At 42.1% G+C, this 13,616-nt stretch carries 11 protein-coding genes and 1 tRNA gene; 9 read left to right on the top strand and 3 right to left on the bottom strand.

Annotation, left to right across the window (positions count from 1 at the left end):
• Positions 1-28: 28 nt before the first annotated feature.
• Genes B1s21122_RS00695 through B1s21122_RS00705 form a run of 3 tightly spaced genes read left to right on the top strand, consistent with a single transcriptional unit; the run spans position 29 to position 3,791 of the window.
• Positions 29-772, top strand: coding sequence for an SGNH/GDSL hydrolase family protein (locus tag B1s21122_RS00695; protein ID WP_095681117.1), 744 nt, complete (start codon positions 29-31; stop codon positions 770-772).
• Positions 773-822: 50 nt separating this feature from the next.
• Positions 823-2,907, top strand: coding sequence for an RNA degradosome polyphosphate kinase (locus B1s21122_RS00700; protein WP_095681116.1), 2,085 nt, complete (start codon positions 823-825; stop codon positions 2,905-2,907).
• Complete coding sequence (locus tag B1s21122_RS00705; RefSeq protein ID WP_095681115.1) at positions 2,904-3,791, top strand: NUDIX hydrolase; 888 nt, start codon at positions 2,904-2,906, stop codon at positions 3,789-3,791. The genes B1s21122_RS00700 and B1s21122_RS00705 overlap by 4 nt, the downstream gene beginning before the upstream one ends.
• Here the strand turns inward: B1s21122_RS00705 and B1s21122_RS00710 are convergent.
• Positions 3,788-4,705, bottom strand: coding sequence for a Ppx/GppA family phosphatase (locus B1s21122_RS00710; protein WP_095681114.1), 918 nt, complete (start codon positions 4,703-4,705; stop codon positions 3,788-3,790). The genes B1s21122_RS00705 and B1s21122_RS00710 overlap by 4 nt on opposite strands.
• A gap of 83 nt (positions 4,706-4,788) precedes the next feature.
• Between B1s21122_RS00710 and B1s21122_RS00715 the strand changes: the two genes are divergently transcribed.
• Together B1s21122_RS00715 and B1s21122_RS00720 are read left to right on the top strand one after the other, a co-directional pair.
• Positions 4,789-4,863: transfer RNA gene (locus B1s21122_RS00715), tRNA-Thr, on the top strand.
• 46 nt (positions 4,864-4,909) lie between these two features.
• The gene (locus B1s21122_RS00720) at positions 4,910-6,586 is read left to right on the top strand and encodes a GMC family oxidoreductase (RefSeq protein WP_095681113.1); all 1,677 of its coding nucleotides are present in this window, start codon (positions 4,910-4,912) and stop codon (positions 6,584-6,586) included.
• On the opposite strand, the gene B1s21122_RS00725 is transcribed toward B1s21122_RS00720, so the two are convergent.
• Positions 6,572-7,381 (bottom strand): alpha/beta fold hydrolase, encoded by an 810-nt coding sequence (locus tag B1s21122_RS00725; protein WP_095681112.1) that lies wholly within the window; start codon positions 7,379-7,381, stop codon positions 6,572-6,574. The two genes, B1s21122_RS00720 and B1s21122_RS00725, sit on opposite strands and share 15 nt — an antisense overlap.
• Positions 7,382-7,385: 4 nt before the next feature.
• Positions 7,386-8,609 carry an NAD(P)/FAD-dependent oxidoreductase gene (locus tag B1s21122_RS00730; RefSeq protein ID WP_095681111.1) on the bottom strand — a complete coding sequence of 408 codons (1,224 nt, stop codon included), beginning with the start codon at positions 8,607-8,609 and terminating at the stop codon, positions 7,386-7,388.
• 24 nt (positions 8,610-8,633) lie between these two features.
• On the opposite strand from B1s21122_RS00730, the gene B1s21122_RS00735 reads away from it, so the two are divergent.
• The 4 genes from B1s21122_RS00735 to groL all read left to right on the top strand — a co-directional run bounded on the left by B1s21122_RS00735 (position 8,634) and on the right by groL (position 13,583).
• A complete protein-coding gene (locus tag B1s21122_RS00735; RefSeq protein ID WP_095681110.1) occupies positions 8,634-10,124 on the top strand; it encodes an SDR family oxidoreductase in 1,491 nt (496 codons plus the stop codon).
• On the top strand, positions 10,117-11,469 hold the full coding sequence (locus tag B1s21122_RS00740; protein ID WP_095681109.1) for a pyridoxal phosphate-dependent decarboxylase family protein: 1,353 nt from the start codon (positions 10,117-10,119) through the stop codon (positions 11,467-11,469). Before B1s21122_RS00735 ends, B1s21122_RS00740 begins: the two co-directional genes overlap by 8 nt.
• Positions 11,470-11,514: 45 nt before the next feature.
• Positions 11,515-11,805, top strand: a complete 291-nt coding sequence (locus B1s21122_RS00745; protein WP_095681108.1) for a DUF3263 domain-containing protein — start codon at positions 11,515-11,517, stop codon at positions 11,803-11,805.
• Between the two features lie 152 nt (positions 11,806-11,957).
• A complete protein-coding gene (gene groL / locus B1s21122_RS00750) occupies positions 11,958-13,583 on the top strand; it encodes a chaperonin GroEL (RefSeq protein WP_095681107.1) in 1,626 nt (541 codons plus the stop codon).
• Positions 13,584-13,616 lie beyond the last annotated feature (33 nt).

The following is a 13,616-nucleotide window of genomic DNA, read 5'->3' on the forward strand; positions in this document are numbered from 1 at the left end:
TACCCGTTTTATTGCCCTAGGTGACTCAATGACTGAGGGCATGAGTGATGAAGTAATTAATGGCAACTACCGAGGCTGGGCTGATCGAGTAGCTGATGAGTTAGCAAAAGCTAACCCAAGTTTTACCTATATGAACCTTGCAATTAGAGGAAAGCTACTTAAGCAAGTTGTTGAGGATCAAATACCTACTGCAATTAAATACATCCAAGGAAAGCAAACTTTAGTTTCATTTCACGCAGGAGCAAATGATGTATTGCGGCCAAATTATCGCCCCGAAATTTCACTTCCTCAGTATGAACTTGGCATTAAGCAGTTAACAGATGCAGGAGCGACGGTAATACTTTTCACAGTTATCGATAAGGTTGAAGGTAAAGGAAAAACAGCCACTCTCTGGCATCAAAGATTTAGCGCATTTAATGAGAATGTTAGAAAAGTGGCTGCAAAGTATCCAGTAATTCTATTTGAGGCTAAAAATGCTGAGTTCTTAAATGATCGAAGATTTCTAGCCTTCGATCGATTACATATGAACTCTGAAGGCCATCGCAGATTAGCAAATGCTGTTTTAGAAGGATTAGGTTTTAACTTTGATCCAAATTGGAAGGTGCCACCTGTTGCCGCAAAAAAGCAGAATAAAATAATTAAAGTTTTAGTGAATATATCTTGGGTAGCCGTCTTCTTAATCCCCTGGATATGGCGACGGGTAAGGGGTAAATCCTCAGGTGATGGCAGGTCGGCAAAATATCCAGTACCAGTTAAATGGTTCTCACGCTGAATTAGCCCCCCGATTACCACCCGTTCACCTTTATAAAGCAAAATACTCGTGTGAATCAACATTTAATTGCGGCAAATCCAAGAGAGCGATTAATTGATCGAGAGCTAAGTTGGCTGGCATTTAACGAACGCGTACTTGAATTAGCGGAAGATCAAAGTAATCCACTGCTAGAGCGCTGTCGCTTCTTAGCGATATTTTCATCAAATCTTGATGATTTTTATATGATCCGAGTTGCATCGGTAAAGCGAAAACTTGAGAGTGGAGTAACTAAGAAAAACACGGCCGGATACTCACCCGTTGAGTTACTAGCTGAGATCTCGAAAAAAACACAAGAGTTGATTGCCCGCCAAAGTAAATGTTTTCACGATGACTTAATGCCTAAATTAAAACAAAACGGAATTGAGATTACTGAGTGGGAAAAGTTAACCCAGGAAGAGATAGATCATATAAATAAGATTTTCACCAAACGGATATTTCCGGTACTGACCCCACTTGCAGTTGACCCATCTCATCCATTCCCATATATCTCTGGGCTCTCACTCAATTTAGCAGTGTTGGTAAAGCAGCCAGATACTAATGAGGAGTTATTTGCCAGAGTGAAGGTGCCTGCATCGCTACCAAGATTTATCGAAACTACTGAGTTTGTTGGTGCCAGATTTATTCCACTTGAAAAAGTAATTATTGCCAATTTACATCAGTTATTTCCCGGTATGCATATTGAGGATTACTACACCTTTCGCATAACTCGCAATGCCGACTTAGAGCTAGAAGAGGATGAATCAGAAAATCTCCTTGAGTCTATGGAGCAGGAGTTACTGCGCAGAAAATTTGGACCACCGGTAAGACTTGAGGTAGCAAGTGATATTGACTCTGATTTGCTGAAGCGTTTAAAAGTTGAATTATCGATCAGAGAAGAAGATATCTCTCGTTATAAAGAGCCACTGGATTTAACTGGTTTAAATCGGATTGCAGATTTAGATAGACCAGAGTTGAAGTTTGCACCATTTAGAAACCAGGTTGCACATGAGCTGCGCGAGATCGATCTAGAGTCAAATGATGAGTATTTTGCCGCTATCAGAAGACAAGAAATTTTGCTGCACCATCCATATGACTCTTTTAATTCATCCGTCGTGCGCTTCTTAGAAGCAGCAGCTACTGATCCCCATGTACTTGCAATAAAGCAAACTCTTTATCGCACCTCAGGTGATTCACCAATTGTTAATGCCTTAATTGAAGCGGCAGAAGCTGGTAAACAAGTACTTGCAGTGATTGAAATTAGAGCACGATTTGACGAACAAGCGAATGTGCGATGGGCAAGGAAATTAGAAGATGTTGGCGTACATGTGGTTTATGGATTAGTTGGGTTTAAAACACATGCCAAGCTATCTTTAATTGTTCGCGAAGAAGGCAGTTTGGTTCGCAGGTATAGCCATGTTGGAACCGGTAATTACAATCCAAAGACGGCAAGAATGTATGAAGATCTTGGCATCTTAAGTGCTGATGATCAGTTGGGTGAGGATTTGAATAAATTATTTAATCAACTTTCAGGCTTTGCCCCACAGTCTTCCTTTAACCGATTACTTGTTGCTCCCCGCACCATCCGATCTGGTTTACTTGAGAAAATTCAGCGGGAAATCGAAAATAAAAAAGCAGGAAAGCATGCCTTTATTCGTTTAAAACTAAACTCCTTACTTGATGAGGAATTTGTTGAGGCGCTCTATAACGCATCTATTGCTGGAGTTGAGGTTGATTTAGTTATTCGTGGGATCTGTTCATTAATGCCGGGCATCCCAGGTGTTTCAGAAAACATCAGAGTGCGCTCGATCTTAGGTAGATTTCTAGAACACTCTCGAATATTTCATTTTGCCAATGGTGGAGATGATGAAATTTATATTGGAAGCGCTGATCTAATGGATCGAAATTTAAATCGCAGAGTTGAATCATTAGTAAAACTCACCCGAGCCGAGCACAAAAAATCCTTGATTAGAATTTTTGACCAATACACCGCATCAACTACAGCCGCCTGGCACCTTCTACCAACAGGCAAATGGTTGCTAGTTGATAAGGATCCAAGTGGTGCACCGCTGGCAGATTTACAGGCAATGATTATTGAGGCTTATCGAGCCAAAGTATGAGTGATGTGATTTTGGCAGCTGGAGCCATAGTTTGGCGAAAGCACAAAGAGAAATTCACTGAAGTCGCAATTATTCACCGTCCAAAATATGATGATTGGACATTTCCAAAAGGTAAATGTGAAATCGGTGAAGCATTAATCGCCTGCGCACACCGGGAAGTATTCGAAGAAACTAACATTACAACTGAGTTTGGGCCATTTTTAGGCAAGGTTGAGTACGCAAGTCAGCAAGGCATGAAACAAGTTTCTTACTGGTCAGCCAAGGTGATTGATGAAAAACCCTTCACGCCAAACTCTGAAGTTGATCAGATTAAATGGGTAGCAGTTACTAAAGTAAGTGAAATGCTTAGTATGGAAACAGATAGAGAGATATTAGATAGTTTCATTAAATTAAAGTTTGATACTAAGCCATTTGTATTGCTGCGCCATGCTAAAGCAGTATCCCGAGATGAATGGCAAGGTGATGACGATGATCGGCCACTTGAGGACTTAGGCATAAATCAATCAAAGCGTTTACTTTCTACCTATAAAGTTTTTAATTTAGAGCAAATCCACACCTCAGATGCGATTCGCTGCTACAGCACCGTTGAACCAATTGCTAACGGCTTAAATTTGAAGTTAGAGGTGACTGCAAAATTAAGTGAGAGCACTTATCGAAAGGATAAAGATAAAGCTTTTGATTATGCGAAAGAATTATTGAAATCTGAGATCAATGCAATGATTTGTAGTCATAATCCGATATTGCCAAAGATGCTTAACAAATTGACCAAGAAATCTGATGTTGATGCAGATGAAGAGAAATTATCTCCTGCTGATGGTTGGGTAATTCACCGAGATGGTAAAGAAATTATTCAAATAGATCGGCTTGACGCTCCGCTTGTTTAAGCTTCCATCCAATCTAGCCACTTTAAAACCACGCCTTCACGAAGTGCCCAAGGGCAAACTTCTAATTCAGCAATATCTAAATTTCGCATAACACTTTCAGCTACAAAGGCCCCTGCCAAAATTTGTGAGGCTCGATTTTCAGAAACTCCTGGCAATTTTGCTCGCTCACTATTATTCATTTCAGATAATTTCGCTGATAACTTTCGAATGGCATCGGCGGTAATGTTTTTACCATTACCATCAAACCAATCACCGGTTAATCTGGCTAAGGTTCTAAGTGTTTTACTTGTTGCAATTGCTCGGTCACTTTCTTGATGTTTAACCAGGTTGGGCAAAATCTGCTCCAGCCTTTCTTCAATATGATCTCTAAGTGATCTAATGCTTTTATCTGTGTAAGGATCACCCTTTAAGAATTTATTAGTTAAACGTGCTGCGCCAAGTGGAAGTGAGATTGCAACCTCAGGTGATTCATCAACTCCAACTGCCATCTCAAGTGAGCCACCACCAATATCAATAACTAGTAACCGCCCACTTGACCAACCAAACCATCTACGGGCAGCTAGAAATGTAAGCCGCGCCTCTTCTTCGCCAGTTAAAACTTGTAAATCAATTCGAAAATCTTTGTTTATGGACTTTATTATCTCTTCGCCATTTTCAGCCTCACGAAGGGCTGATGTAGCAAAGGGCAGCAACTCTTGCGTTTGCACAGATGCTGATTGCTCAATTGCTCGTTTGATACTACTTCTTAACTTATCTATTCCTTCTTGTGATACCTGATTATCATCTGAAATATATTGAGTTAGACGCAACTCCTCCTTGTAGTTAAAAGTTGGATTTGGCCGAGCACCAGGGGATGTGTCTACTACTTGTAAGTGCACAGTATTTGAGCCAACATCTAAGACTCCAAGGCGCATATGGGCAACCTACTAGATTTCATTGCTAAATCCTTGCGGGCAAGATGGTGATTTATTCATGGCATAATTACGCCTCACACCACGCCTCTCTAGCTCAGTGGTAGAGCAGCCGCCTTGTAAGCGGCAGGTCGTCAGTTCAATCCTGACGGGGGGCTCCAGTAACACCTACTTATTATTTCTAATTAATCAAAGTAGAGTTTAATTATGAAATCCGCCGATTTTGATGTGGTGGTAATTGGTTCAGGTTTTGGTGGCTCTGTTGCAGCACTTCGCCTTAGCGAAAAAGGTTACAAAGTTGCAGTCCTGGAAGCAGGCAGGAGATTTTCAGATAAGGATTTCCCAAAAACCTCTTGGCGGTTAAGCAGATTCTTATTTATGCCCAGACTCGGCCTTCGCGGTATTCAACGAATTCATGTATTACCTGATGTTTTAGTTTTAGCAGGAGCTGGTGTTGGCGGTGGCTCATTAGTTTATGCAAACACTTTATATAAACCACCCGCCTCCTACTTTGCTGATAAACAATGGAAACACATAACTGATTGGGATAGTGAGTTATCTCCTTGGTATGACCAAGCATCTCGAATGTTAGGGGTGGCAGAAAACCCATACTTTTCACCCTCTGATAAAGCGATGAAGCAGGTCGCAGATCAAATGGGAGTTGGCCACACCTTCAAACTAGCTCCATTAGGTGTTTATTTTGGAGATGGCGCAGGAGTTAAATCTAAGGATCCATTTTTTGGCGGCGTGGGACCAGAGCGTGATGGTTGTTTGCAATGTGGCAGCTGCATGACAGGTTGCAGACACAATGCCAAAAATACCTTGCCAAAAAATTACTTAGGGTTGGCTGAAAAAAATGGCGTTAAGGTTTTTCCTGAACACACTGTGATTAAAACGCAAGTATTACCTGATGGCAGCTGGAGGGTAACAGCCCGTAAAAGCTCTGCCTGGTTTGGTGGCAAGCGCTGCTTTAGCGCATCCCATGTTGTCGTAGCTGCTGGTACCTATAACACCCAAAAGTTATTACATAAAATGAAAAATGAAGGCCAACTATCAAAGATCTCTGATCAATTAGGAAAGTTATCTAGAACCAATAGTGAGGCATTAACTGGCAGCATCATGCCTAAGGGTGGTACTGATTTTAGTAAGGGCTCTGCAATTACCTCATCTTTTTTTCCAGATGATCACACACATGTTGAGCCAGTTAGATATGGCAAAGGCAGCAATTTCATGGGATTACTACAAACAGTAATGACAGATGGCACAAATATTAAAGATCGTCGCAAGCAATGGCTGCGCCAAGTTGTAACTAAGCCATCACTGGTATTAAAGATATTAGATGTTAGACAGTGGAGTGAGCGCACGGTTGTTGCATTAATAATGCAAAATGTTGATTCTGCTATCTCGGTCAGGGGTAAGAAAGGTTTATTTGGTTTTAGATTAACCTCTAAAAATGATTCCTTAACTCCCAATGCCACATATATACCAGCTGCTAATGAGGTGGCTAGGCGGATTGCAGAAAATAATGGCGGCATTGCTGGCGGTCATATTGGTGATTTAGTAAACGCGCCATTTACCGCTCATTTTGTTGGCGGCTGTGTAATTGGAGATTCAGTAAGCAATGGCGTGATTGATCCCTACCATCGCCTCTTTAACTACCCAACAATGCATGTAGTTGATGGTGCATCAGTTACTGCCAATCTTGGCGTGAACCCTTCCTTAACAATTACCGCTCAAGCAGAACGGGCATTTTCTATGTGGCCAAATAAAGGTAAGGCAGATCCTCGCCCAGCGCAGAACTCACCATATAAAAGAATTGATCCTGTTATGCCAAATGAACCATTTGTGCCAAAGGGCGCAGTTGGAGAGTTAAGAGTTTCTTAAGATCTTTTCTTGTTGCTTGGCACGTCTATTTGGGCTTCTGGTAATTGGAAAATCCTGTGATTTGTAAAAATCTTTAATTACTGCGTGCATTAATTTACTTTTTTCCTTAACTAAATTATGAGATGCCCCTGGTATTACGGCCAGTCTGCCATTGGGAATCGCCTCATACATCTGCCATGTCATTTGCGAGTTAAATGGCTCATCATCGCCGGCCAAGATCAAAACGGGGCATTTAATCTTCTTAAGTTGGGAAAGCTTTAACTTTGGTTCAGTTGCCCAAACCTTAAATGCTTTTGCCTTAATCTCAAGGAGAAGTTTTGGATCCTGGCCTGTCATTTTTACAAAATTAGCAACCTCTTCATCACTTGCCTCGACCGTATTTAAGTCAAAAGATAAGCCGGCGTCATATGTGTAGTTGGCACCGATTGCAACTAATGATTTAACTAATTTTGGATACTTTAAAGCTGTGATCAATCCAATGTTGCCACCATCACTCCAGCCGATGATATGTGCTGGTTTTTTAACAACAACTTTTAAGTATTTAACTAACTCCTCAACTTGAAAATCAAAGTGCATATAACCCTTGCGCGCCTTTGTGTAACCATGCGCAGTTCGATCATAAGCAAATGGTTCATGAGTTTTACTAACTGCCGGCAATATGTTTTTTTCCCACTTTGCAGTGTGGCTGAGCCCGCCATGAAGTAATACAACTGGCTCACCATTTTTTGCCCACTTAAGACACCAAAGATCATGCCCACCAACTTTTATAAACTTTTTATAGACCGGCTTAGACATTTATTTATTGCGAATCCATAATGTGGCGATTGCCGCGATCAAAGGTTAGATAATTCCAGGTCCAATCAGCCATTGTGCCGATTTTATTTCGTCCACCAAGTAAATAAAACAGGTGAAGCCATAGCCATACTAACCAGGCAAGCGGGCCGGCTAATTTAAACCATCTAACCTGCACCACCGCTTTATTTCGACCAATAGTTGCCATTGATCCTTTATCTAAATATTTAAAATGTTCTAACTGCTTATTTAGAGAAATTCGCTTAATCTGTTTAGCAATGAATTTTCCTTGTTGAATTGCAACTGGTGCAACCATTGGAAGTGGGCCACCATCTTTGCCTTTTGCCCCGGCAATATCTCCTAGCGCCCACACATTTGGATAGTTCTTAACCTGCATAGTTGGCTCAACTGCAACCCGGTTTGCCTCGACTGGCAGATTTAAATCTTTCATCGCATCGGAGCCTTTAACACCTGCTGCCCAAATAGTTATCTCAGATTGCAAGGAGGTGCCATCCTTTAGGAAGATCTTTCGATGCGCTAGCTCTTTAACTGCTGTATTTAATAAAACCTTAACACCTAGCTTTTCTAAATCTTTTTTAGTGCGCGCAGATAAAGATGGCGCAAATGGTGGCAATAACCTAGGACCAGCCTCAACTAATGTGACGCTGATGTTTTTAGCAACTTGAGCTTGATCAGACTTTAGAGGCCCGCGAATTAACTCAGCGATAGCACCTGCCATCTCAACTCCAGTTGGACCACCGCCAATTACTGTCACAGAAAACTTCGTATCATCTTCAAAGCGGCAAAGATCTTCAAACCGTCGCATAATTTCAGCCCTTATTGTTAACGCTTCAGATACAGATTTCATGCCGAGTGCGAACTCTTTAACACCTGGAATACCAAAATCTGCAGTCACCGAACCGAGTGCAACAATTAAGTGATCAAATTTTAAAATTTCACTGCTATCTAGTTTTACCTCTTTGTTTCGATGATCAATGTTTATAGGTGATGCCATACGAAACTTCACAGATGTTTTTCTTAGGGCGCCTCTAATTGGGTAGGCAACATGGTCTGCGGCAAGGCCAGCAGTTGAGACCTGATACAAAAGGGGTAAGAAGGTTTGATAGTTATGCCGGTCAACCACTGTGACATCGGCGTCTTTATAGAGGGCGCGAGCAGCAGCTAGGCCACCAAACCCACCACCTAAGATCACTACCTTTGGTTTATTCATATATTTAAGTCTACTGTTTTCACCATGGAAGCTGTGCGAAGAATCTTAGTGACCGGGGCCTCTGGATATGTTGGGGGCCGGCTAGTTACTGCATTGCTAGAGGATGGCGCATCCGTGCGGGTATTTGTCAGAGACCAAAAAAAGGCGCAAAGCAACAGTTGGGCTTCATCAGTTGAAATTGCTACAGGAAACGCATCTGATTACCAATCAACTCTAAAAGCTTTGACTGGTATTCACACCGCTTATTACTTGCTGCACTCAATTAATGCTGGTACTAATTTTGACAAGATTGAATCAGAAATGGCAACCAATTTTGCAAAAGCTGCTCAAGAGGCTGGGGTTAAGCAGATAATTTATCTAGGTGGAATTAACAATGATTTAAAATCCTCAAAGCATCTGAATTCACGGGCTAATACTGGCCGATCATTAGCCAGCACATCAGTGCCAGTTATGGAAATGCGAGCTGGAATTATCATTGGTTCAGGTTCTGCCTCATTTGAAATGTTGCGTCATTTAACTCATCGCCTACCGGTAATGACAACTCCTAAGTGGGTTATGAACAAAACTCATCCAATAGCGGTGCGCGATGTGCTTTGGTATCTAAAGAGTGCAGCCAAATTAGAAAAACCAGTCAGTGGCATATTTGATATTGGTGGACCAGAGGTCCTTACCTATGCAGATATGATGCAAAAATTTGCAAAGCTATCAGGATTACGAAAAAGATTAATCATTAAAGTTCCAGTTCTTACGCCAAATCTTTCAAGTTTATGGATCGGCTTTGTTACACCAGTACCTACCACTCTGGCACGGCCATTAGTTGGCTCATTAATCAGCGAAGTCGTTGCAGATCCTGCTAAATCAATAGATCATTTAATTCCAAAACCAGCCGAGGGATTAATTGATGTTTCAACTGCAATCACACTTGCACTAAGCAAGGTTTCAAGCAATTCAGTTTCAACTAGATGGTCAGATGCAACTGCGCCATTTGCGCCTTGGCAAAAAGCACAGAGTGATCCAGATTGGGCAGGAGAGGCTTTATATAAAGATACAAAAGTAAGAGTTACCGATGCCAGTATGGAAAATTTATGGGTTGCCATTGAGGAGATTGGCGGGGATAACGGTTGGTATGGTGCTGATTTTCTTTGGTATATGCGCGGAGTAATGGATCGAATGATTGGTGGAGTAGGACTAAGAAGAGGAAGACGAGATCCAATACATTTGCGAGTAGGAGACTCGTTAGATTTTTGGCGAGTTGAATCTTTAATTCCAGGAGAGTCATTAAAACTTTATGCAGAGATGATTTTGCCAGGCAAAGCTTGGCTTGAGTTTAGAATTAAAAAACTTCCAAATGGTCAAAGTGAAGTTACGCAAGAGGCCTCTTACTCACCTCGTGGTTTAGGTGGTCAGTTGTATTGGTATGCAGTGCTACCTCTTCACACATTTGTCTTTCCAACAATGATTAGAAACTTAATTCGAAGTGCCAACCGGAAAGATTACGCAGCGCGCAATGCATGAGTTCACCCCTGAGGTTGAAGAATTAGCTAAGGAAATACTGGATTACTCACTCGTTCGCTTGCGAACAGATCCACCTCTTGATGGCCCAAAAACTGCGCAGGAGTTATATGAGTTAGCCGGTAACACCATTACTGCAAAAGGTTTAGGCGGACATGAGGCGCTTAAATTATTTAAAGAGGTATTAGCAACAGCTTGTATTTCAACAGATCATCCACGTTACTTAGCATTTATTCCTTCTGCTCCTAGTGAGTATGCAAACCTTTTTGATTTAGTAGTTGGCGCTAGCGCACTTTATGGTGGTTCATGGCTTGAAGGAGCTGGGGCAGTATTTGCTGAAAACCAAGCACTTAAATGGATCTCAGATTTAGCAGGTATGCCGGCAACTGCTGGTGGTGTATTTGTGCAGGGTGGAACAATTGGAAACTTATCTGCGCTAGTAACTGCCCGAAATACTTTTAGAGCAAAGAGAAAAGATGTAACCAGGTGGGTATTGGCAGCAAGCGCCGACTCACACTCATCAATTAAATCTGCCGCTCAAGTTATGGATGTTGAAATTTTGTTAATTAAGCCAGATAAAGATGGCGCTTTGCAAGGGGATGCTTGCGCGCAAGTAATTGATAAGTACCACAGTGAAAATCCGGGCCATCAAGTATTTGCTCTAGTTGCTACCGCTGGAACAACCAATCTTGGAATTATTGATAACTTGGCATCAGTTTCAGCATGTGCCAAGGAGAGAGGAATTTGGTTTCATGTTGATGGCGCTTATGGATTAGCCGCTCTCTGTGCGCCATCTGTTCGGCCATTATTTAATGGAATTGAATTAGCTGACTCATTTATTGTTGATCCACATAAATGGCTCTTCGCACCATTTGATGCCTGCGCGCTTATCTATCGCAATCCAAAGTTAGCAAAGCGAGCGCACCTACAAAAGGCCGCCTATCTTGAAACCTTAGATGAAGATGATGAGTGGAACCCATCTGATTATGCAATTCACTTAACAAGGCGAGCTAGAGGCTTACCATTTTGGTTTTCACTCGCCGCTCATGGCACCGATGAGTATGCAAAAGCAATGGAGCGCACCATGGATGTTGCCAAAGATGCAGCCGAGCAGGTTCGAAGTCATCCAAATCTTAAGTTATTAATTGAGCCTTCACTTTCTATCGTGGCATTTGAAAGAGTTGGCTGGAGCAGTGAAGATTATGAAAAATGGAGTGATAAATTATTAGCTGATCAAATTGGCTTTGTTACACCATCTGCTCATAAAGGTAAGCCGATATTACGGTTTGCAATTGTTAACCCTTGGACTAATGAGGGTGATATTGCAGCAATTCTCGCCACGCTCTAAGTAGAAAACCCCACATTTGTCAGTGCAATCTTTTAAGATACCCCCATGTCTGAATTTTCTATGCCCCTTAATGATGCAAGCTCATCTGGATTATCAGAGCTTGAACTTAGGATGCTCGAGTTTGAGCGCACTTGGTGGCGCCATTCCGGGGCGAAGGAGAGTTCAATCAAAGAGTTATTTAATTTAACCCCACCTGTTTATTATCAAATGCTAAATAATTTAATTGATCGAGAGGCTGCGTTAATGGCAGAGCCTTTATTAGTTAAGCGCCTATTAAGAGTGCGCCAACAGCGCACCGCTGCCCGCAGCAGCAGCAAACTCGGCTTCACCCTCTAATACCCTCACCAAGCACAAAGCCTCAAGCCCCTTGGGCTGATTTGGCGCATCTGGAATAAATCCTCTAGATTTGGCTTTAGCACTCTAGAGGTGTGAGTGATAAAAACACCCAAGCAAGGCTTAAGTAAAAAAAATAGAGGGAGAGAAAAAAAATGGCAAAGATGATTGCCTTCAACGAAGAGGCTCGTCGCGGTTTAGAGCGCGGCATGAATGTATTAGCTGATGCGGTCAAGGTAACCCTTGGGCCCCGTGGTCGAAACGTTGTACTTGAGAAAAAATGGGGAGCGCCAACAATTACTAATGATGGTGTTTCAATTGCAAAAGAGATTGAACTGGATGATCCATGGGAAAAAATTGGAGCTGACCTTGTTAAAGAGGTTGCAAAGAAGACTGATGATGTTGCCGGTGATGGCACTACAACTGCAACTGTTCTAGCTCAAGCAATGGTTAGAGAAGGATTGCGAAATGTGGCAGCAGGATCTAATCCAATGTCATTAAAGCGTGGAATTGAAAAAGCAGTAGAGGCGATCTCAGATGAATTACTTAAGATGGCAAAGCCAGTTGAGACTAAAGAGCAAATATCAGCAACTGCTTCCATCTCAGCAGCGGACACCACAATCGGAAACATGATCGCTGAAGCGATGGATAAGGTTGGTAAAGAGGGTGTAATTACCGTTGAAGAGAGCAATACCTTTGGGCTTGAGTTAGAGCTAACAGAGGGAATGCGATTTGATAAGGGTTATATCTCAGCTTATTTTGTAACTGATACCGATCGCATGGAAACTGTTATGGAAGATGCTTACATCTTGATCGCAAACTCAAAGATTACAAATATCAAAGATCTTGTTCCAGTACTTGAAAAGGTAATGCAAACTGGCAAGCCGCTTGTGATTATTGCTGAAGATGTTGAGGGTGAAGCACTTTCAACCTTAGTAGTAAATAAGATTCGTGGCACATTTAAATCAGTTGCAGTTAAAGCACCTGGCTTTGGTGATCGCCGCAAGGCAATGTTGCAAGATATTGCGATATTAACTGGTGCAACAGTTATCTCTGAAGAGGTTGGTCTAAAGCTTGATCAAACAACTTTGGAGCTACTTGGAACTGCGCGCAAGGTAGTAATTGCAAAAGAAGAGACCACAATTGTTGAAGGTGGCGGAGATGCTGAGCAGATCAAGGGCCGAGTTAATCAAATCCGTGCTGAGATCGAAAAGAGTGACTCTGATTATGACCGTGAGAAACTACAAGAGCGTTTAGCAAAACTTGCTGGCGGTGTTGCAGTTATCAAGGCCGGAGCTGCAACTGAGGTTGAATTAAAAGAGCGCAAGCACCGAATTGAAGATGCAGTTCGTAATGCTAAAGCTGCAGTAGAAGAGGGCATTGTTGCCGGCGGCGGCGTTGCACTCCTTCAAGCAGCCAAGGTTGCTTTTTCTAAATTGAAGTTAACTGGAGATGAAGCAACTGGTGGAAAGATTGTTGAGTATGCAGTTGAATCACCACTTAAGCAGATTGCAATTAACGCTGGCCTTGAAGGTGGCGTAATTGTTGAAAAGGTTCGCGGACTTGAAACTGGTTTTGGCTTAAATGCTGCAACTGGTGAATATGTGGACATGATCAAGACTGGAATTATTGATCCTGCAAAGGTAACAAGATCAGCATTGCAAAATGCTGCATCAATTGCTGCCCTCTTCTTAACAACAGAGGCAGTTATTGCAGATAAGCCAGAGCCAAAATCAGCTGCGCCAATGCCTGGTGGCGACGGCGGCGGAATGGATTTCTAAAAAATATCCATTAGTAATTACAAAAAGCCCCCG

Source organism: Candidatus Nanopelagicus limnes (assembly GCF_002287885.2).
In the GTDB taxonomy this organism is placed as follows: Bacteria; Actinomycetota; Actinomycetes; order Nanopelagicales; family Nanopelagicaceae; genus Nanopelagicus; species Nanopelagicus limnae.

Coding starts and splice junctions, on each gene's coding strand:
- B1s21122_RS00695 (WP_095681117.1), top strand. CDS start 29: ATGACTGAGGGCATGAGTGATGAAGTAATTAATGGCAACTACCGAGGC.
- B1s21122_RS00705 (WP_095681115.1), top strand. CDS start 2,904: ATGAGTGATGTGATTTTGGCAGCTGGAGCCATAGTTTGGCGAAAGCAC.
- B1s21122_RS00710 (WP_095681114.1), bottom strand. CDS start 4,705: ATGCGCCTTGGAGTCTTAGATGTTGGCTCAAATACTGTGCACTTACAA.
- B1s21122_RS00720 (WP_095681113.1), top strand. CDS start 4,910: ATGAAATCCGCCGATTTTGATGTGGTGGTAATTGGTTCAGGTTTTGGT.
- B1s21122_RS00725 (WP_095681112.1), bottom strand. CDS start 7,381: ATGTCTAAGCCGGTCTATAAAAAGTTTATAAAAGTTGGTGGGCATGAT.
- B1s21122_RS00730 (WP_095681111.1), bottom strand. CDS start 8,609: ATGAATAAACCAAAGGTAGTGATCTTAGGTGGTGGGTTTGGTGGCCTA.
- B1s21122_RS00735 (WP_095681110.1), top strand. CDS start 8,634: ATGGAAGCTGTGCGAAGAATCTTAGTGACCGGGGCCTCTGGATATGTT.
- B1s21122_RS00740 (WP_095681109.1), top strand. CDS start 10,117: ATGCATGAGTTCACCCCTGAGGTTGAAGAATTAGCTAAGGAAATACTG.
- B1s21122_RS00745 (WP_095681108.1), top strand. CDS start 11,515: ATGTCTGAATTTTCTATGCCCCTTAATGATGCAAGCTCATCTGGATTA.
- groL (WP_095681107.1), top strand. CDS start 11,958: ATGGCAAAGATGATTGCCTTCAACGAAGAGGCTCGTCGCGGTTTAGAG.